The sequence below is a fragment of the Nibrella viscosa genome (assembly GCF_039541875.1).
Taxonomy (GTDB): domain Bacteria; phylum Bacteroidota; class Bacteroidia; order Cytophagales; family Spirosomataceae; genus Nibrella; species Nibrella viscosa.
On sequence record NZ_BAABHB010000001.1, the window covers coordinates 565,079 to 584,832 of the forward strand.

General features: G+C 54.3%; 20 protein-coding genes. 3 read left to right on the forward strand and 17 right to left on the reverse strand.

The window, feature by feature from the left end:
• Positions 1 to 45: 45 nt before the first annotated feature.
• The 15 genes from ABD931_RS02400 to ABD931_RS02470 form a co-directional block, all read right to left on the reverse strand.
• A complete protein-coding gene (locus ABD931_RS02400; protein WP_345263568.1) occupies positions 46 to 795 on the reverse strand; it encodes a DUF8737 domain-containing protein in 750 nt (249 codons plus the stop codon).
• A gap of 112 nt (positions 796 to 907) precedes the next feature.
• Positions 908 to 1,777 carry a LytR/AlgR family response regulator transcription factor gene (locus ABD931_RS02405; protein ID WP_345263570.1) on the reverse strand — a complete coding sequence of 290 codons (870 nt, stop codon included), beginning with the start codon at positions 1,775 to 1,777 and terminating at the stop codon, positions 908 to 910.
• A gap of 11 nt (positions 1,778 to 1,788) precedes the next feature.
• The gene (locus tag ABD931_RS02410; protein ID WP_345263572.1) at positions 1,789 to 2,718 is read right to left on the reverse strand and encodes a bifunctional riboflavin kinase/FAD synthetase; all 930 of its coding nucleotides are present in this window, start codon (positions 2,716 to 2,718) and stop codon (positions 1,789 to 1,791) included.
• Between the two features lie 84 nt (positions 2,719 to 2,802).
• Positions 2,803 to 3,483, reverse strand: a complete 681-nt coding sequence (truB, locus tag ABD931_RS02415) for a tRNA pseudouridine(55) synthase TruB (protein ID WP_345263574.1) — start codon at positions 3,481 to 3,483, stop codon at positions 2,803 to 2,805.
• A gap of 57 nt (positions 3,484 to 3,540) precedes the next feature.
• Positions 3,541 to 3,981 (reverse strand): four helix bundle protein, encoded by a 441-nt coding sequence (locus ABD931_RS02420; RefSeq protein ID WP_345263576.1) that lies wholly within the window; start codon positions 3,979 to 3,981, stop codon positions 3,541 to 3,543.
• Between the two features lie 44 nt (positions 3,982 to 4,025).
• Positions 4,026 to 4,892, reverse strand: a complete 867-nt coding sequence (locus ABD931_RS02425; protein ID WP_345263578.1) for an undecaprenyl-diphosphate phosphatase — start codon at positions 4,890 to 4,892, stop codon at positions 4,026 to 4,028.
• Between the two features lie 19 nt (positions 4,893 to 4,911).
• A complete protein-coding gene (locus ABD931_RS02430) occupies positions 4,912 to 5,115 on the reverse strand; it encodes a DUF3098 domain-containing protein (RefSeq protein ID WP_345263580.1) in 204 nt (67 codons plus the stop codon).
• Between the two features lie 88 nt (positions 5,116 to 5,203).
• Complete coding sequence (locus ABD931_RS02435; protein ID WP_345263582.1) at positions 5,204 to 6,082, reverse strand: cell division protein FtsX; 879 nt, start codon at positions 6,080 to 6,082, stop codon at positions 5,204 to 5,206.
• Positions 6,083 to 6,203: 121 nt separating this feature from the next.
• Positions 6,204 to 7,496, reverse strand: coding sequence for a serine hydrolase domain-containing protein (locus ABD931_RS02440; protein WP_345263584.1), 1,293 nt, complete (start codon positions 7,494 to 7,496; stop codon positions 6,204 to 6,206).
• A 99-nt stretch (positions 7,497 to 7,595) separates the two neighbouring features.
• On the reverse strand, positions 7,596 to 8,993 hold the full coding sequence (locus tag ABD931_RS02445) for a DUF418 domain-containing protein (RefSeq protein ID WP_345263586.1): 1,398 nt from the start codon (positions 8,991 to 8,993) through the stop codon (positions 7,596 to 7,598).
• 38 nt (positions 8,994 to 9,031) lie between these two features.
• Positions 9,032 to 10,405 carry a DUF418 domain-containing protein gene (locus tag ABD931_RS02450; RefSeq protein WP_345263588.1) on the reverse strand — a complete coding sequence of 458 codons (1,374 nt, stop codon included), beginning with the start codon at positions 10,403 to 10,405 and terminating at the stop codon, positions 9,032 to 9,034.
• Between the two features lie 205 nt (positions 10,406 to 10,610).
• Complete coding sequence (locus tag ABD931_RS02455) at positions 10,611 to 11,072, reverse strand: hypothetical protein (RefSeq protein WP_345263590.1); 462 nt, start codon at positions 11,070 to 11,072, stop codon at positions 10,611 to 10,613.
• Positions 11,073 to 11,235: 163 nt separating this feature from the next.
• Positions 11,236 to 11,829 carry a bifunctional nuclease domain-containing protein gene (locus ABD931_RS02460; RefSeq protein ID WP_345263592.1) on the reverse strand — a complete coding sequence of 198 codons (594 nt, stop codon included), beginning with the start codon at positions 11,827 to 11,829 and terminating at the stop codon, positions 11,236 to 11,238.
• A gap of 141 nt (positions 11,830 to 11,970) precedes the next feature.
• Positions 11,971 to 12,933 (reverse strand): electron transfer flavoprotein subunit alpha/FixB family protein, encoded by a 963-nt coding sequence (locus ABD931_RS02465; protein ID WP_345263594.1) that lies wholly within the window; start codon positions 12,931 to 12,933, stop codon positions 11,971 to 11,973.
• A 96-nt stretch (positions 12,934 to 13,029) separates the two neighbouring features.
• Positions 13,030 to 13,767, reverse strand: a complete 738-nt coding sequence (locus ABD931_RS02470) for an electron transfer flavoprotein subunit beta/FixA family protein (protein ID WP_345263596.1) — start codon at positions 13,765 to 13,767, stop codon at positions 13,030 to 13,032.
• 82 nt (positions 13,768 to 13,849) lie between these two features.
• Between ABD931_RS02470 and ABD931_RS02475 the strand changes: the two genes are divergently transcribed.
• Positions 13,850 to 14,197: a tetratricopeptide repeat protein gene (locus ABD931_RS02475; protein WP_345263598.1), complete on the forward strand. Its 348-nt coding sequence runs from the start codon at positions 13,850 to 13,852 to the stop codon at positions 14,195 to 14,197.
• A gap of 87 nt (positions 14,198 to 14,284) precedes the next feature.
• On the opposite strand, the gene ABD931_RS02480 is transcribed toward ABD931_RS02475, so the two are convergent.
• Both ABD931_RS02480 and ABD931_RS02485 read right to left on the reverse strand, forming a co-directional pair.
• On the reverse strand, positions 14,285 to 15,100 hold the full coding sequence (locus ABD931_RS02480) for a purine-nucleoside phosphorylase (protein ID WP_345263600.1): 816 nt from the start codon (positions 15,098 to 15,100) through the stop codon (positions 14,285 to 14,287).
• Positions 15,101 to 15,231: 131 nt separating this feature from the next.
• Positions 15,232 to 16,452 (reverse strand): BaiN/RdsA family NAD(P)/FAD-dependent oxidoreductase, encoded by a 1,221-nt coding sequence (locus tag ABD931_RS02485; protein ID WP_345263602.1) that lies wholly within the window; start codon positions 16,450 to 16,452, stop codon positions 15,232 to 15,234.
• Between the two features lie 47 nt (positions 16,453 to 16,499).
• Between ABD931_RS02485 and ABD931_RS02490 the strand changes: the two genes are divergently transcribed.
• Together ABD931_RS02490 and ABD931_RS02495 are read left to right on the forward strand one after the other, a co-directional pair.
• A complete protein-coding gene (locus tag ABD931_RS02490; RefSeq protein ID WP_345263604.1) occupies positions 16,500 to 17,591 on the forward strand; it encodes a DNA/RNA non-specific endonuclease in 1,092 nt (363 codons plus the stop codon).
• Positions 17,592 to 17,755: 164 nt separating this feature from the next.
• Complete coding sequence (locus tag ABD931_RS02495) at positions 17,756 to 19,696, forward strand: helix-turn-helix domain-containing protein (protein WP_345263606.1); 1,941 nt, start codon at positions 17,756 to 17,758, stop codon at positions 19,694 to 19,696.
• The last annotated feature ends 58 nt before the right edge of the window (positions 19,697 to 19,754 follow it).

Below are 19,754 nucleotides of genomic sequence, written 5' to 3' on the forward strand. Positions count from 1 at the left end.
GTGGGGTAGGGCTGACCCTTACGGCAACGCTGATCTACCTGGCTTTTACGGATGCGGGAGAAGGCCTGGTGTTCCTGTGGTTGTTTGGCTGCTGATTAACCGCCGAATGGCAACAACATGGCAGAAAAATACCAGCGGTACAATAAAGGCCGGCAGCCAGATAAACGGAAACTTCAACACGGCTACATTGGGCTGCTCAAAGCCAAACTGCTGGAAAGGTACCGGCGAAGCTAAGATAGCGTTGAGGACAATATTAAGCAGGAAGCCGAGCGACACCACGTTCCAGATTAGTAGCCCCCGGCTCGATAGCCATTGCCGGTTAAAAGCCAGATAGGCTACAATGGGGGCCGTTAGGCCGGGGAGGATATCCGGGTTGCGGCCCTCAAATGTCATCAGCTCCGGTACCTGCTGGTAAACGTAAAACGTGTAAATAGCCAGCTCCACCGGTATCCGGATGGTATGGATCAGCGTCAGCGTACGGAGCGGCAGCCGGTCCGTGAATGTCCGGCCGCTGCGGGTGCTGAGCAGCCCAATGACAAACCCGATGGTGGGTATGATTACCAGGGTAAACCGGGATGGGGTAGCGTTTATGTTAAAGTAGAAGTCAGTAGCGGCCAATACGCCGGTCAGGGTTAGCCAGGCTACGAGTCCGGCTATTGCCCGTCGGGCTGTCCGGGGTTCTGCTTTCCGGAGGGCGCTGTACAGTCCGGCCAGCCCTGCCAGCGTTGTTGCTGTAAAGAAAAGGCCCAGCCAGAGGGGCAGCGGTTCGTGGAGGTGTGATAGATTCGCTTGCATCGTCGTGTATGTTTTGGTTGACAGACGATGCAAAGAAAAAGGGCGTTTTTCGCTTGAAAAGCAACAAAGCAACTCCGTATCAACGAATGGTATCGGATTTTGCAACGAATGGTCAGGCCGTAGCCACCTGCCGGAACCACTTTTTGAACTCGGCGCTGCGGTAGCGGCTTACGGTAACCATTTCGTGCGAATCGCTCTTGTGCAGCGCCGGGGTGAGCCGCACAATCAGCTTCCGGTTCTGGTCATCTTCCACCGCCCGAACAGCAGGTAGCCCCACAATAAACTGACGACTGAGCTGAAAGAAGACATCGGCGGGCAGCCGCTCTTCGAGTTTGGCAAAGGAGTTATAGCTGGTCGTGATCTGCTGCCCGTTGGTCTTCACCAGCAGCACTACGCCCCCGGAGGAGTAGAAGTAAGCGATCTCATCGAAGGCGAGTTGTAACTGCCGCGTACCGGTATCTACCAGTAAGGTGTTGGTTCGGGTGGAAAGAGCCGGACGCGGGTTGAGTTGCTGCGTTAGCTCTTCAGCAGGTTGCTGTTTTCCCAGATAGATGGTCTGGAGCAGGTAAAGGCCCACATAGGTGCCGTTGCCGATGGTGGCAATGGTAGCGCAGACGAACACACCCGTCACAAACAGGTCGGGCGTGGGCCACTGCCCGGTATACAGCCGGATGGCGCACGGAAACACCAGGGCAAACGTGAGCATGGTGAGGGTGCCGCCGTACAGGATTTGCCGGAGTATGCGCCGAATCGGGTTTTTATGAAACGGCAGTTGCTGGTCGAGGTAGCGGAATACCGCAAGGTTGACCTCCCAGCAACTGAGCATGACCGTAGCCACCGTGAGAAAATAAGGCCAGGGAAACTGATAGGCTGCCTGCCAGGGAAACCGCCGGTAGAACACCACGTGCGAGGCTACCAGCGCAGCCACCGGCACCGCAATGAGCCGGGCGATGAGGTTCTGACGAGGGGTAAGCGGGTTCATATGGCTAAACGCTATTCGGCCAGCACGTGCCGGGCCTGCTGCTCGTCGCGTTTGAGCTGCTCTACCAGTTCGGGCAGGCCACCGAATTTCTTCTCCGGCCGCAGAAATTCCCGGAAACGCACCGTTAGGTGTTCACCGTAAATATCGGCGCTGAAATCGAAGATGTATACCTCAATTGTTTGGTTGAGGCCATCTACGGTTGGGCGAACGCCGATGTTGAGCATACCGCCGTAGGTACGGTCGCTGTGCAGTACATCTACCGCATACACGCCATTGCTCGGTATCAGCTTGTTGGGGTCGTCGACCTGAATATTCGCCGTGGGGTAGCCAATGGTGCGCCCTAGTTGGCGGCCCTTGACGATAGTGCCGGTGAGGCTATACGGTCGCCCCAGAAACTTAGTCGCAATCTGGACATTTCCTTCGGCAAGTGCCGCCCTGATTTTGGAAGAACTGACCCCCACGGCTTCCACATCCTGCCGGGGTATTTCTTCCACCTCAAACCCGTATTCGTCGGCATGCTGCCGGATGTACTCGAAGCTGCCTTCGCGGTTGCGGCCAAACCGGTGATCGTAGCCGATGACCAGCGTTCTGGTGCCAATTCTGTCGATCAGAATGGTCTGGATAAATTCTTCGGACGTCAGCTCGGAGAAGGAGCGGGTAAACGGAATTACCACCAGATGATCGACACCGGCCTGTTCCAGCAAGGCAATTTTTTCGTCCAGCGACGACAGCAGCTTCAGGTTCTGGCTATCGTTGGAGACAACCGTGCGGGGGTGCGGCCAGAACGTTAGCACAACAGTCTGCCCGGTATGTCCCTGGGCAATTTCGGTTAGCCGGCTCAGAATTTTCTGGTGACCCAGGTGAACACCGTCGAACGTGCCGCTGGTTACAACGGCATATTCAATCGGTTCAAACGTATCAACTCCGTGGTGGACGAGCATAATTTTGTTTCATGTTCAAAGTTTCAAGGTCTCAAGTTTGTCTTATCTGCCAATAACATGAAACTTTAAACTTGAAACATGAAACTATTGTAATTTGTATCGATCAATAAAACTCTCAATCGTATCGGCGTCTTCAATGCGGAAGTTGCCGATGCGGGTTCGGCGCAGCGATTGCATATAGGCTCCATTGTTGAGCAGCAGGCCCAGGTCGCGTACCAGACTGCGAATATACGTGCCTTTTGAACACACAATACGAAAGTCTACTTCAGGGAACCGGTTGGTGCCGACCTCAAAGGCGGAGACGGTAACGGTGCGGGATTTGATCTCAGCCGTTTCGCCCCGCCGGGCTTTTTCGTACAGCCGCTCACCGTTGACGCGCACAGCGGAGTAAATCGGTGGAATCTGCTCGATGGTACCAGTCAGCTGTTCGGCAGCTTTCTGAATTTGGTCCGGGGTAATGTCAGACACATCAAACTCCGCATCGAATTCGGTTTCCAGATCGACGGAAGGCGTGGTTTTGCCCAGCACCAGCGTACCGGTATATTCTTTCTCCTGAGCCTGGTAGCTGTCGATCTCTTTAGTTTTTTTTCCGGTGCAGAGAATCAGCAGGCCCGTTGCCAGCGGATCGAGGGTGCCGGCATGGCCAATCTTTTTGAATTTACACGCCCAGCGGAGTTTCTTCACCACATCGAACGAGGTCCACTCCAGCGGCTTGTCGATGAGGATGACGAGGGCAGGGTCTGTTTTAGTTGTTTCAGGTTTCAAGTTTCAGGTTTCAAGTTTCAGGTTTGGGCGTCGTGGATACCTGGATGGGTAGTTCAGTTATAAATTAGATTCAAGGTCACTTATGAAATAGTCGGCGGGCGGTTCGCCGACTTTGTATTTGGTGCCTTTGTAATCCGAAGCTTTTAAATAAGCCATGAAACGTTGAAGGAGGCTACTGATTTCCAGGCATAATCCATGAACATCGTCAAACTCAGCCTGACTAATGTTACACCGATCTAAGGCTCGATAAGCTTGTGATCTTACCTCTCCGAGAGAGCCTTTGCTAATGCTTAAGAAGTTTATAAATTCTTTATTTCCATCTCTTTCGAACCCTTCTGCGATGTTATCCATTACCGAGCCACTTGCCCTGCGCCATTGATCAATCAAGCTGAAATCATTGACTAAAGGTTGCTTACGCGTCAACTGAAAAACTTTATTATCTAACAATCTGGACTTCTGCCAGCACAACAGATCCTCAAAGCGCCTTATCGTAGCCATTAACCTGAAACCTGAAACATGGAACTTGAAACTGAAACCTGAAGCTATACAACATCCAGTTTAACCCCCGCAGCAATCAGCCCCAGCAGCAGCAGCCCTAAGGCAATGCGGTAATAGCCGAACACTTTAAAGCCATACCGGGTCAGGAAGCCGACGAAGCCCCGGATGGCCAGCAGCCCTACCACAAAGGCAATACCATTGCCGATGAGTAGCAATTGGATGTCGCCCGGTTGCAGCAGTTTGTAGGTTTTCAGCAGTTTATAGCCTGAGGCTGCGGCCATGGTCGGTACGGCCAGAAAAAACGAGAACTCGGCAGCCTGCTGGCGACTCAGGCCCTGAAACATCCCGCCGATGATGGTAGCCGCCGAGCGCGACACACCCGGTATCATGGCAATACACTGAAAGAAACCAATCCGCAGCGCTTCCGGGAAAGTGACGTCATAGTCACGCTCTATTGCTTTCATCAGCCGGTCGATGTATACCAGCACAATGCCGCCCAGCAGCAGTGAAATGGCCACAACGGTTACGTTTTCCAGCAAGGCATCGATGAGGTCGTTCAGCAGAAAACCGATAACGGCCGCCGGCAGAAACGCAATCAGAATCTTCAGGTAAAAATCGAGCAGGCCGGCATGGTGACGCAACGGCCGCTGCAGGGATACGGGTAAGCGCCGGAACCAGAAGGTAGACTCTCCGTCGGAGGTGCGGGTATCGACCAGGAAGCGACGGCGGTACAGCACCAGCACCGATAGAATACAGCCAAATTGGATATTAACGGTAAACAGTTTGGTAAACTCGTCACCGCTGATCCTGACCAGGGACGAATAGATAATCATGTGGCCTGTGGAGGAAACCGGCAGAAACTCGGTCAGCCCCTCAATGATGGCCAGCATAATGGCGTGAAAAACATTCATGAAGGCTATTTCAAGGGGGTCACGCCTGGCCGGGCTTCGCCAGGATGGCAAAGAATTCAATGATAAAACCGGCAAATACCAGTAAGGGACCAATGGTGAGGCCCAGGGCACCAAAGCCAAACGGTTCGGTGTCGAGACTCATGACCAGAAAGCCCGCCAGAATAATCACCACGCCGATGACCATCAGCCGGTAGTTCTTTTTCCCAAATGGAAGCTTATTCATAGTTTGAAGTTTGAGGTTTGAGGTTTGAGGTTTAAAGTTTAAAATTTGAAGTTGGCGTCAGCCTTTTTAACTTCAAACCTCCAACTAATTAATACATTTCATCCAGCGACATGCCGAGGTACCGGTTTACGGCCTGGAACGTGCTGATCAGGCCAATCAGAATACCCAACACCACCAGACCGGCCAGCAGCATAGCCATTTTTTCGGGCTCCTGAAGCACGGCCAGTTCCGGCAGGTTATACAGCGCCACCTGTAGGAGCAGCACCAGCAGCGAGGCCGCCACCAGGCCACTGATTAAGCCCTGAAGCATCCCCCGGCGCAGAAACGGACGGGTAATAAAGCCGTTGGTAGCCCCCACCAGTTGCATACTCCGGATCAGCAGACGCTGGGAGTGCAGGGCCAGCCGGATAGTGTTGTTCATCAGCACCACAATAATCAGCAGCAGCACCAGCGCAAAACCCGACATAATCAGGTATACCTTGGTAATATTGCGGTTGATAACATCGACGAGGTTCTCCTGGTAAACCACCTCAAAAACGCCGTTTATCCCTTCCAGATCCGCTTTAATGCTTTTGAGTTTAGCTTCTTCAAAGTAGTCTTCGCGTAGCTTGACCCGGTAGCTGTCGCGCAGGGGGTTTTCGCCCAGCAGTTGCCGGAAATCTTCTTTGGTTTCGGCAATGAACTGCTTAGCCGCCGAGTCTTTGGTTACAAAGGTAATCTGTGGGTTGTTGTTCTGGTACAGCACATACGGGCGGGATACCAGCGTCCGGTACAGCGCATTTACCTTTTGGGCGTCAAGATCCTTGTCCAGAAACACCCGGACTTCATTATTCTCGCGGATATAGGTAACCAACCGTTTCGACTGAATAGCCAGCATGCCACAAAGTCCAATGAGAAACAGGGCCAGCGTCAGGCTGAACATAATCATGCCGCTGGGGTACGAGCCTACTTTCTTCTTTCGAGCCATTCAGGAGCCTAAGCGGAATTAATACTACCTGCAAAAATAGATTATTTTGGCAAGAACCGGCCGTTTTGGCCGGTTCTTGTCGGTAGATTTAGGAAAATTTAAGAAACACCCGTCGTACACTTTACTTACCCGACAGCATAGGCTCCTGCGAGTTAGTGATGGCCTGATATACCAGCACCCGGTATTTGTCACTGAGGTCACCGTGGCTGTTGGGTACCTGCTGGGTCATAATCAGTGCAATGATGCCCTCTTTGGGGTCTGCCCAGTAGGTGGTGCCGAAATAGCCACCCCAGGAAAAGCTGCCCTCGGATATAGGTATTCTGGCGGCTTCGCGCTCGTCGGCGATGCCAAAGCCTAAACCAAACTTATTGGTGCCGTTGTACATCAGGCCGACCTGGTTAGTAGTCATCATCCGGACGGTGGCCGGGCTGAGCAGCCGTTTACCGTTGTATTCACCGCCGTTCAGCATCATCTGCAGAAAGATGGCGTAATCGTAAGCGGTCGACGATAAGCCGGCCCCACCGGAGTAGTAAGTTCCCGGCTGGTTGGGGTAATCCGGACTGGAGCTTCCCTGTGCCTGCATTTTACTGACCTTGCCATCCTTCTCGGCGTACAATACGGCCAGCCGGTTGTGCTTATCGGTGGGCAGGTAGAAATACGTGTCTTTCATGCCCAGCGGCTCAAAAATCCGGGTCCGGAAAAACTGATCCAGCGATTGGCCCGATACCACTTCGACCAGATAACCCAAAACATCCGTGTTTAACCCATAGGTCCACTTTTCGCCCGGCTGGTGCATGAGGGGCAGCTTACCCAGCGCCGGAATTTTATCGGATAGTTTGTCGTTGGGCGTGCCGATGCCGCTTGGAATTTTGTATTTGGCGTAAATGGCATTGGCCTCTTTGGTGCCGATGCTGGCGTAACTGATGCCGGAGGTATGGGTAAGCAGATGCCGGATGGTTACCTCCCGTTTGGCCGGAACGGCAGTGAATGTGGTATCTTTTTCGTTGAATTTATCCAGCACCTGCGGGTTCTTAAATTCCGGAATGTATTTGGAGATAGGTTCATCCAGCAAAAAGCGGCCTTCTTCAAACAGCATCATCACGGCTACGCTGGTAATAGCCTTGGTCTGCGAGGCAATGCGGTAAATAGCGTCTTTAGACATCGGCGATTTTGTATCGATGTCGTTCTGACCAAAGGCTTTGTGGTACACAATCTTACCGTTGCGGGAAATAAAGGCCGATGCGCCCGTCAGCCAGCCTTTGCTGATATAGTCCTGCACCACGCGGTCAATGCGCTGCAGGCGCTCACTGCTCATGCCGGAGGCTTCCGGGGAGCCGGGGGTTAATACAGGTTTCTGCGCGTAGGTATAAACAAAGCAAAGCGCAAGAAGAAGGGAGGCCAGGGTTTTTCGCATGATCGTAACTGATTGTGCGGTGAATATACAGCCAAATGGCGTTATTCACCGCACACCACCAGCATGAAAATAGCAGGTAGAGCCGAACCGGCCCTGTTGTTACGCAGCGGCTTCCGGTAAGCTTGTCTGGGCCGGCCGGAGCCGCATAGGCTGCCGTTTCCAGTAAGTGAGCGAGCGCCAGAGCCACTCAAACGGCCCAAAGCGGAAGTACTGTAGCCAGACAGCACTGAAGAGAATCTGAAAGAGCCACACCCCCGCCACTACGTAAAAGAGTTGATGATACGCCAGCCGGCCGTAATACCCCAGGCCGTAGCCGTAGAAGATCAGCGTACAGATAATGGACTGCATCAGGTAGTTGGTAAAGGCCATCTGCCCTACATTGGCCAGAGCTTTCATCAGCCAGGGCACCACGCCCGAACGGTACACCAGCAGCAACAAACTCGCGTGGCCCACGGCGGTGAGCGCCCGCCGAATCTGGTACAGGGCCTGGAACGAAAAGGAACCGCTGTCGACCACCTTGCCCGGATTCTGGTGCCAGGCTACCGCGTCCAGAAAGGCCAGGTAGCCCAGCGTCAGGCCTAGTCCATAGCCGGCCAGCAGCGTCAGGGCGTAGGTGCGGGTGGAAAACTGGTTGGAGAAAAAGCCAAGTTTAAACAAAGCCATACCCAGGAACATCATAGCCAGCGCATCCCAAAACAGCGATTGGTAGAACTCCGTCGATTCAAACTTAACGTTAAACGGCTGAAGCGTCAGGAAAATCGTGCCGTAATCGCTGCGCATCTTTTTGATAAACTCGTCTTCCTGCTTTTTATCCGGTTTTGTTCGTTTCTCGGTGGCCTGCCAGGCTTCTTTGGCTTGTTTCTGCTCGTCGGTCAGGGTTTTCTTTTGCTTTTCGAGTTGCACTGCCTTGAGGTATCCCTCGCGGTTAGCCTTTGTTTCCAGTGCTTTCATCACATCTTTGCCAAACAGGACAGCGATACAAACAAAGGCGGCTATCACCAGACCCGTGGGTCGTAGCTGTCGAAAAGGGAACAGAAACAGGCCACATAAGCCATAGGCGTACAGAATATCTCCCGGCCAAAGTAGAATAAAAGCGTTAAACAGACCAAATACAACCAGCCACAGTACCCGGCGGTAGTAGAAGTCGGCTACAGTATAGGGGCTGTCGGGTACTTCCTTCTTGGCCAGGAATAGTAAAACACCCGCTCCGAAGAGCATAGAAAACAACGCCCGCATGGTACCCTCAAAAATGGTAGAGACTACCATATTCGTCCTGAAGTCGGTCGATTCGGGGGGGAGCGTCAACAAGGTAGCCTGGTACATATACGGCAAGCCAAAGAAAAAGATATTCATCAGCAAAATACCGAGCAGGGCAAATCCCCGGATCAGGTCGATGGTCTGCACCCGTTCGGTGCGGGTAACGGGCTGGGGCAGGGTAGTCGGCATGGCAGTATTTTCGGTGCCGGAGGGGTCAGTGGCAGACAGAGTAGTTTCCACAGGAGACTAGTTTGTTGGGTTTTAAAAGTGACTTTTTATCAGAAAAGCGCCGTTTGCGGTGCTGCCGGTACTGGTTCCGATTGCAGCCGCATGGGCTGGCGTTTCCAGTAGGTGAGCGAGCGCCAGAGCCACTCAAACGGCCCAAAGCGGAAGTACCGCAGCCAGACAGCACTGAAGAGGATCTGAAACACCCACACGCCGGCTACCACGTAGTACAGTTGGTGAAAGGCCAGCTTGCCATAATACCCAAAGCCGTAGCCGTAAAAGATCAACGTACAGATAATGGACTGCATCAGGTAGTTGGTAAAGGCCATCTGCCCTACATTGGCCAGGGCTTTCATCAGCCAGGGCACTACGCCCGAGCGGTACACCAGCAGCAGCAGACTCGCGTGGCCAATGGCGGTAGCCCCCCGCCGAAGGTCATACAGATCAAATACCGAGAAGAAGTGGGTATCGACATAGGCTCCCGGATCAAGAATGTAGGCGACCTGATCGTAAAACTGAATATTGCCCAGCAACAAGCCTATGCTATACCCTAGCCCCAGGGTGAGCCAATAGGTAGAGGTGGGTAATTTGTTGGTAAAAAATCCCAGTTTCAGCAGCGCCATGCCCAGAAACATCATGCCCAGCATGTCCCAGAAGCCATAATACATGCCCCTCGACTCAATATTGCTGTTACGGGGCATCAGCTTGGCAAACACCTGCCCGTAGCCCAACTGCATTTTCCTGACAATCTCCGCATCCTTCTTCGTATCAAATTTGGTCCATTTCAACTGGTTCTCCCATTCTTCTTTGGCTTTCTTCTGCTCATCGGTCAGCTTTTTTTTCTGTTCTTCGGCTTTAACTGCTTCCCAATACGTGGTTCGCTTTTGTTTCGTTTCTACCGTGTTCTGAATGTTGCGCAAGACCGGCAGAATCATGCACAGCATCATCCCAATCAGCAGGTAAGCCGGCCTGAGCTTCCGGAACGGATACAGCAGCAAACCGCACAGGCCGTAAGCGTATAAAATATCTCCCGGCCAGAGCAGCACATAGGCGTTAATAACCCCAAAGAGAACCAGCCACAGCAGTCGGCGGTAATAGAAGTCGACTACGGAATGACCACTGGCCAGATCTTCTTTTTTGGCCATAAACAGCAGCATGCCAGCCCCAAAAAGCATGGAAAACAGCGCCCGCATGGTTCCGGAAAAAGCGGTATCAATGCCCATGGCGGTGTAAAAATCTGTAGAGCCGGGTGTTCCGTAAATAAGAGGGAACCGGGTGTAGGGAAAGCCAAAACCCGGAATGTTCATCATCAGAATACCGAGCAGGGCAAAACCCCGGATCAGGTCGATGGTCTGCACCCGTTCGGTGCGGGTAACGGGCTGGGGTACGTGTTCAGTAAGGGCGGTCGGTTGAAGCGTAGAGTTCATGGAATGGAAGGTGCTAAGCGGGTTATAGGTCGGGACCTGTACAAGATCCCGCCTAACAAAAAACAAGTTGAGGATAAATACCCTGATAGTCAATAGATAATGCCTGAGAAAGAATAGTTGTTCGTGAACGGTCAGGCTGGTTGTGCAGAAAACAGAAAGGCCACGCCCATGGGCGTGGCCTGATATGCAGTTACGAGGAAACAGACTACTTACGGGTTCCGGAAATGGAGCCGCTTTTTACGTACTGAACTCCACCCCGGACAGCGCCGGCCTGCGTTTGAATAACAATTTCGTTGGCGTTGACAAATTTACCGGTGGCCGAGTACTGCCCTTCAATCACAGTATTGTTGATGGAAAACCGATCCTGCTTTTTGTCGATAATAGTGAAATCAGCCCCGTTTACCTCAGCCGTTAGTCGTTCGGTCACCTGGCCCATTACCAGGTCAAGCGCAATTTCTTTAGGATTGGCCCCTTTGGCAACCGTAATGGTTGCATTTCCCGACTCCGGGTCCAGCTCACTGCTACCAATCCGGATAACGGCCTGGTAGCCGCCGGCAAAAGTGCCTACGTATTGCTCGCGCGGGTCTACATCTTCTCTACCATTTTTCAGTTTACAAGCCGATACGGCCAACAGAAGCACAAAGAAGAGAGTAAGGCTGCGTTTCATGGACATAATAGGTATAAAGGAAATAAGGAGTTTACGGCTGTTAGTAGTATCACCTAACGTTGCTCAGGAAACGTTTAGGTTGATGGATTAGTATGTCTTTCTGTTTATATGCGCCATAAAGCCACAAAAAAGCCCTGTTTCCAGGGCCAATGGTACAAAATTGTTAATTTCTGCGACTTAACTCGTCCCTGATTTTTGCCGCCCGCTCGTATTCTTCTTTCGAGAGGGCTTCTTCCAGCATCCGATGCAGCTCGTCGACGGTCATATCTTTCAACTGATCCGATAGGGCGCGGGGTGTCCGGCCTGATTTCTGGACCAGTTCTTCCTGCTCCTCATCTTCGTCGGATACGCTGGCGGTTATGCCGGCTTCCGACAGAATAGATTCGTAGGTGTAGATCGGCACGTTGAACCGGATACCGATGGCAATGGCATCCGACGGACGGGCATCCACCACCGATTCCCGAACGCCGTCGCTGCACACGATACGGGCGAAGAAGATGCCCTCGCGGAGGTCGGAGATGACGATCTCGCGTACCGTGAAGTTAAAGTTCTTCGCGAACTGCTTAAACAGATCGTGGGTCATGGGCCGGTTCGGCACGATTTTTTCAATTTCAATCGCAATAGCCTGGGCTTCAAACATCCCGATGATGATCGGAAGCCGGCGATTGCCGTATTCTTCTCCCAGCACCAGCGCAAACGACCCCGACTGCGACTGGCTGGGCGACAGGCCTAATATTTCTAACTTGATCTTCTCCACAGCGCAAATTTAATAGTTTGACTGTTTGGTTGTTGAAAGTTTGACGGTTCTCTGCCGCGTTTGTTCATAATTTTATTATACAACAATCTGCGCCACAAAAGTTGGTCATGCAACCGGAACCAAACAGTCAAACAACCCAAATCACAACGCCTGTGCCGCTTTGGTCAGCCTCGGCAGAATGTCGAACACATCGCCGACAATGCCGTAATCGGCCGATTTGAAGAACGGTGCCTCAGGATCCTTGTTAATAACAACAATTACCTTCGAGGAGTTTACGCCGGCCAGGTGCTGAATCGCTCCTGATATTCCGGCAGCAATATACAAATTCGGGCTGATTTTGATGCCGGTTTGCCCAACGTGCTCATGGTGAGGCCGCCAGTCCAGGTCTGAAACCGGTTTGGAGCAGGCGGTTGCTGCCCCCAGTGCCTTGGCCAGATCTTCGACAATTCCCCAGTTTTCGGGCCCTTTCAGTCCGCGACCGGCCGAAACGACCAGGTCGGCATCAGGTAGCAGCACCTCGCCGGTGGCTTTTTCGGTGTTTGTTACCTTTAGCACAAAGTCGCTGTCGTTCAGCGTCGGCTGGAAAGGTTCTACCGTTGCCGTTGCCTCGGTCTCCTGCGGCTCAATGGTATTTTTTTTGATGGCCAGTATCTTCGTGCCGGCTTTCAGCTCGGTAAAGGCAAAGGCCTTGCTGGTGTAGATGCTGCGCTTAACCCGGAAGCCGTTCGACAGCTCCGGCAGGTCAACCACGTTGGCAGCCAGTCCGGCTTTCAGCTTACCGGCCAGCCGGGCGGCCATCGCATCGCCCAGGGCTGATTTAGCCAGCACAATGACCTCAGCACCTTCCCGGTTGGCAGCTTCGGCTACTACGGTGGCATAGGCCATACCGTTAGCTTCGTTCAGCCGGGCGTTGTTGGCATGCAAGACCTTTTTAGCCCCGAAGCGACCGGCCGTGGCCAGTTCACTCTCGTCGGCTTCCCCCAGCACAATGACCGTGGCCGAGGTATCCATCATATCGGCGACTTTGGCACCGTAATAAATTGCCTCCTGCGAGGACTTTCTCAGCTTGCCTTCATCAAGCTCGGCGAATATCAGAACAGACATGTGTTTAGTCGTTAGGAGTTAGTGGATAGTCGTTAGTAGGTTTGCCGCTAGCCGAATGTTTTTGTCCTATCGACTAACGACTATTGACTTACAACTCTAAATTACTTTCGCTTCCGTGCGGAGGAGTTGGATCAGCGTTTCGGCCTGGTCGGCAGGAATCATTTTGCAGGCACCCCGTGGAGCCGGCATTTCGTAGGCGGCTACCTGGGTCAGCGTTTCCTGGCTCACGGGTTGCACCACCTTCAGCGGCTTGGTACGGGCGGTCATGATGCCGCGCATGTTAGGAATCTTCCATTCGGCAATCGGCTCCTGGCAGCCCAATACCAGCGGCAGGCTGGCTTCCAGATCTTCGTGACCGCCTTCAATTTCGCGGACGATCTTCGCCGTATTGCCATTAATATCCAGCCGCATCACCGGCGAAATCGACGGAATGCCCAGCATCTCACCCACTATGCCGTGTACCTGACCGCCGTTGTAGTCGATCGATTCGCGGCCCATCATGATCAGATCATAATTGTTTTCGTTGGCGATGGCGGCAATGTTCTCCGCTACAAAATACGCGTCCGCCGGCTCGGCGTTGACCCGGATGGCATCGTCGGCTCCAATAGCCAGGCACTTCCGGATTACCGGTTCGGCATCTGCTTCGCCTACGTTCAGGACGGTGATGGTAGCACCCAGTTGTTCCTTTAGCTCGACGGCTCGCGCCAGGGCGTAGTCGTCGTAGGGGCCGGTAATGTACTGTACCCCCGCTTTGTTGAGTTTGGTATTGTTGTCGGTGAAGGTGATTTTGGTCGTCGTGTCGGGCACGCTGGTCACGCACACTAAAATTTTCATACTTTTTCGGGAATTGAAGGATGAAAAATTGTTTGGATCTATGTGGCGGCTAAATTAACACGTCAATTTAAAAAATGTATGCATGCATACTATTTTTTCTCCTGAAATGAACAACGACCGCATCCAGCAATTACTTCGTTTTGTACAGGAACAACCCGGAGATCCGTTTAATGTTTACGCCCTGGCGATGGAATACCGGACCGAAGACCCCGGTCAGGCGCTGCATTACATCGAAAAGTTATTAACTGAACATCCCGATTACCTGCCTACGTACTATCCGGCCGCCGAACTCTATGAGGAAATGGATAATCGATCCAAGGCCGGTATGCTTTACCAGCGGGGCCTTGAACTGGCCCGCGACCAGCAAAATCAGAAAACCTTCGATGAACTGAACCGGGCATACCGGCGGTTTTTAGACGAGGAGGACTAGTTTGAGGTTAAAAGGATAACGCAAACGTAAATCCTCAATATTATGGTGTGTACAGTCAAAAGGATTAACCCGGCATTGCCAACCAACTTATAATCGTTTGACCATCTCTCTGGTCAGCGTCGCCAGTTTGGGTTCAGCGGCTCCGGCGGCTGCCAGGATCTTTTGAATATCGGCTTTTTCGAGCGTCTCCGGAATACCCATATCCGTAATTACCGATACGCCGAATACCTCCATGCCCATCTGGTGCGCGACCATCACTTCGGGTACCGTCGACATACCCACCGCGTCGGCCCCCCACTGGCGCAGCATCCGGTATTCGGCTTTGGTCTCCAGTTGCGGGCCGGTTACGCTTATGTATACCCCTTTTTGCAGTGAAATGCCCGTTTCGTTGGCAATGGCAAAGGCCAAATCGATCAGCTTGGGGCTGTAGGGCTCGCTCATGTCGGGAAATCGATCGCCCAATTCGGGCGGTTGGTGGCCGATGAGGGGGTTCGACGGCAGCAGCAGGCTGATGTGGTCTTCGATCACCATCAGGTCGCTCAACTGAAAGGCCGGGTTCATACCCCCGGCTGCGTTGGAAACCAGCAGCGTCCGGATACCCAGCGCGTGCATGACCCGCACCGGAAATGTGATCTGCTGCATGGAGTACCCCTCGTAATAGTGAAAGCGCCCCTGCATCACCACCACCGACTTACCCGCCAGCGTGCCTAAAATTAGCTTGCCGTTGTGAAACTCAACGGTAGAGGTCATAAAATGGGGAATCATGGAGTAGGGCAGCGCAATCTCTACATCCACTTCCTGCGCCAGTGCGCCCAAACCCGTACCCAGAATGATTCCGATGGTTGGTTGTGACGGCATGGAGCGTTGAATAAACTCGGCGGCTTCCTGTATCTGTTCGAGCATAGGATTGACATACCCCGGAATGCGATTCCGGCTTTTAATGAAAATACCCCGGAAAGCAGTTCCGGTTTTAGCTGGCAATATTAATCACCAGGCATTTACAAGACAAAGCCGGAATTGCATTCCGGGATATTTTACAGCCCAATATGCTTCCCGGCCAGGTAACCGGTGGTCCAGGCATTCTGGAAGTTAAAGCCACCGGTGATGCCGTCGACGTCCAGCACTTCGCCGGCGAAGAACAGCCCTTTGTGCCGGCGGCTTTCGAGGGTCTGCGGGTTCAGGCTGCCCAGGGCAATGCCGCCACAGGTCACAAACTCCTCCTTAAAGGTGCTTTTGCCGGTTACCGTAAACGTGCTGTTGGTGATCCGCTCAATCAGCCGGTTGACGTTTTTGGCCGGCAGGTCGGCCCAGCGCTGACTTTCCGGTATGTCTGAAAGGCTGGCCAGGGCTTTCCAGAGCCGGGCGGGCAGGCCAAAGGCGGCCTGCGAAGAGACCTGCTTTTTGGCGTGCTGCTGCCGGAATGCCTGTAAGGTGTCGCGGACCTGGTTTTCGTTGTATGTCGGAACCCAGTGTATGCGCAGCGTGAATTGGTAGTTGACATTTGCCAGGTCGCGGGCGGCCCAGGCCGATAGCTTCAGCACGGCGGGCCCGCTGAACCCCCAGTGCGTAAGCAGGAGCGGTCCGCGCTGTTCCTGTTTGGTACCGGCAATCTGCACCCGCGCATCCGGCACGGCTACCCCCGCCAGCGGCAGCAGCGGGCTATCGGGTACATTGAACGTAAACAGCGATGGTACCGGGTCAATCAGCGACTCCGACTGCTCCGGCAACCATTGGTAGGAATGCAATTGTGGGTATCCGCCCGTAGCGACCAGGACGCGGTCGGCGTACAGCGTGTCGCCATTGCTCAATCTTAATCTGTAGCGTTGTCCTTCCGGCAAAAGCTGAGCAACTCCACAACTGGTCCGGATATCAATGTGCAGTCGGTGGGCCGTTCGCATCAGGCAGTCGATAATGGTTTCGGAGGAGTTGGTAGTAGGAAACATCCGGCCGTCGGCTTCGGTCTTCAGCGGAACGCCCCGGCTTTCGAACCAGCGCACCGTGGCAGCCGCATCAAACTGGTTAAGCAATGGTCGCAGCCAGCGCTCCCCGCGTGGATAATGTTTAACCAGCAGCCGGTTGTCAAAACAGGCGTGCGTGACGTTACAGCGTCCGCCACCTGAGATGCGTACTTTATTGAGAACCGTACGATTTTTTTCCAGCACAACGACGTTCGCGTCGGGGAACGTCTCGGCGGCCGTGATGGCCCCGAAAAAACCGGCGGCCCCACCGCCAATCACCGCAATATCTAAGGACATACCCCTTCAACAGCGAAAAATCATGCATTAGTTCGTAGTTTTACCGCATGTTTTTTCGCCCTTTTAACCGATCTTCCCGTTGCTATTACCAGCGGGGTTTCCGGCTGCGCGGCAATACGCTGGTGCTGCTGTTCGTCTTTTTCCTGATTGGCCTGTTCCTGCACTACGGGGGCCGTACCGAGCCCGTAGTCGATTTCTGGAATGACTTAAAAGGCCTGGTCGGCATCCGGTCGTCGAAACCCGGGCGGGCGGAAAACAACCCCTACCAAGCCCCCGAACCTACTGAAGATGTAGCTACGGATGAGGCTACCGACGACCGCTCGGTACCGGAGAAGCGTAAGAGCCGGACGCGACGCTCCCGTCGATCCGCAGATAAAACGGCATCGGACGGTGCTTCACCAGGTTCGGCCAACACGTCGATGCCGGGTACCCGGTTTGCGTTTGAAAAAGAAGTTGATTTTATTCTGCCGGCCTTTAAAGGATCGGACCAGATCATCCGGCACGACGGGTATACCCTACGCTATCAGGAAAAATACGAGCAGGCCGATTGGGTGGCGTATCCGCTGCTGGCGTACGAAGTATCGGGCGATGCCGAGCGGGGTAATGATTTCATGCCCGACCCGGAAGTGGCAACAGGTTCAGCTACGCCTTCTGACTACAGCCGCTCGGGATACGACCGGGGCCACCTGGCACCGGCCGGCGATTTTAAGTTCTCCCAGCGAATGATGCGTGAGTCGTTTTATATGAGCAATATGAGTCCGCAGGCCCCGGCCTTCAACCGGGGCATCTGGAAAGAACTGGAAGAGCAGGTACGCAACTGGGCTGTGCGCGACAAGGGCTTGTACGTGGTGACGGGTCCGGTACTGAAACCAGGTCTGCCAACGATCGGCAAACAGAACCGGATTGCCGTGCCGGAATATTATTATAAGGTGTTGCTCTACGCCAATAATCCCAGCATCCGGATAATTGGGTTTCTGCTGCCCAACGAAGGCTCTGACCGGCCGCTGCAGGACTTTGTGGTGCCCGTAAGCGAAATCGAGCGCCGGACGGGTATAACCTTCTTTCCCAAACTGCCGCCCGATCTGGCTCAAAAGCTGAAAAACCAGAAACCCTCTCAGATGATCCAGGACTGGTTCTGACGCTTGGCAGGGATAGCAGGGGGGCGAGGGGAATCCCGAAGGGATGGCATGATAATTATGCCATCCCGGCTATTCCCTGCCCCAGTACGCTTTCAGAATAAATCTATTGTTAATCCGGCTTAATTTGTGCTATTTTCAGGGTGTAACGCAGTAAGGCCCGCCCCATGAATACCGTTGATGCATCGCTCCTGGAGCGGCTCAATCAGATTATTGATCAGCATATCGACCAGTCGGACTATTCGATTGATGATCTGTGCGCTGAACTGGGGTTGAGCCGTTCCGGATTGTTCCGGCTCATTAAACAACAGACCGGCTTTTCGCCCACGCTTTATATCCGGCACCGGCGCCTGCTCAAGGCCCGGCACCTGCTCGAAACTACCGCCCTGCGCGTGGCCGAAATAGCCGACCAGTCCGGCTTCAGTACCTCTCAGGACCTCAGCCGCTATTTTGCCGAAACGTTTGGCTGCTCGCCCAGCGAGTACCGCAAGCAGTCGGCGGAGTCCAGTGCACAGCTAAGCCGTGTTGCCGAACCGGTCGCTGAGCCCGTGCCGCCGTTGGGCGGCTCAGCCGAACCGGCTCCGTTGCCCCCGGCTGAGCCCTCCGCAGTCCCTACTCCCCGCCGGCGAATGACCGCTATGCAGATAGCGGGCGCGTCTGGATTGCTCCTGGTGCTGCTGGCGCTGATTGGCTGGTACGTGAGCCGGCACGTTGGCACAGACCAGCCAGCCCAGCCCGTAGCCCTGGCCGTGCTGCCGTTTCAGAACACCGGCGATGCCCAAAGTCAGTACTTCAGTGAGGGGGTGATGGAGCAGACGCACCAGTTGCTGACGCTGGTCGAGGGGCTGAAGGTTATTTCGCGGACGTCGACCGTCCAGTACGCCCAAACCCGCAGATCACCGGCGCAGATTGCCGGCGAACTTGGTGTGACCTACCTGCTCACCGGGCAGGTGCGGCAGTGGAATAACCGGGTCCGGCTGTCGGTGGAGCTGGTGCTGGCGGCCGAAAATCAGACCCTGTGGAGCCACACTTACGAAGGGCCGGAGAAAGACATCTTCAGCTTTATAAGCGGAACCGCCCGCGCCGTAGCCGACGCGCTGAACCGGCAACTCAGCCAGACTACCGCGCAGCGCCTGACGCAACCCCCCACCCACAACCATGATGCCTATAACGAATACCTGAAAGGGCAGTACCTGCTGCTGCCCCGGACCGAAGCCGGCTTAACGGGTAGTCTGGTCAACTTCGACCGGGCCATTGCGCTCGACAGCACCTTTGCCGACGCGTATGCCGCCAAAGCACTCACTCACTTTCTGTTCATGACCGAAGGCTACGGCCCATCGGACCCCCACCAGAAACCGGCCGAAACTAACGCGCTGACGGCCATCCGGCTCAATCCCCGCAACGGCATGGCCTACGCTGTGCTGGCTAATCTGTACCGGGTGCAGAATAAATGGGAACAGGCCGTTACTTCCTACCAGATTGCCCTGCGCTATGCGCCTAACGATGCGCAGATCAATTACTGGTACAGCATTACGCTCCGGTCGCTGGGGCAGGTCGATGAAGCCGTGCGCTACAGCACCCAAGCCCTCGGGCTGGACCCCCTCCATCCGGTTATTCTCATCGGCCACATTGGTAACCTGACCTACGCGAACCGCTTCGCCGAAGCCCGGCAGGCCATTGCCGAAGGCAGCCGCCTGCACAGCCAGGTGGCCGCCTGGTACTGGGCTACCGGCTACTATTACCTCCACCGGCAGCAATACGCCAAAGCCCGAGCCGAGTTTGCCAAATGCCGACAGCTCAACCCCGCTACCACGGTCTACCCGGTCATGATGGCGTACTGCAGCGCCCGGCTGGGCCGGCCCCAGGAAGCCAGGGCCCTGCTCGACAGCCTGCCCCCTATGCCCGACCAGTATGCGCACCGGGCCATGGTGTACGCCGGGCTGGGCAACGCCGACAGTTGCCTGACCTATCTCGAACGCGGAGCCGAAACCGGCCGGCTGCCCAACTACCTCAAGGTGTCTATCCTGTTCCGGTTCCTGCACCGGCAGCCCCGGTTTCAGGCCGTGCTGCGGCAGGCGGGCCTGGAAACCGATAAGTTGACCAAATAATACACGGCCTGCACCAATACTACACCTTTTTGCCCCAATATACCACGGCTTTTGGGCG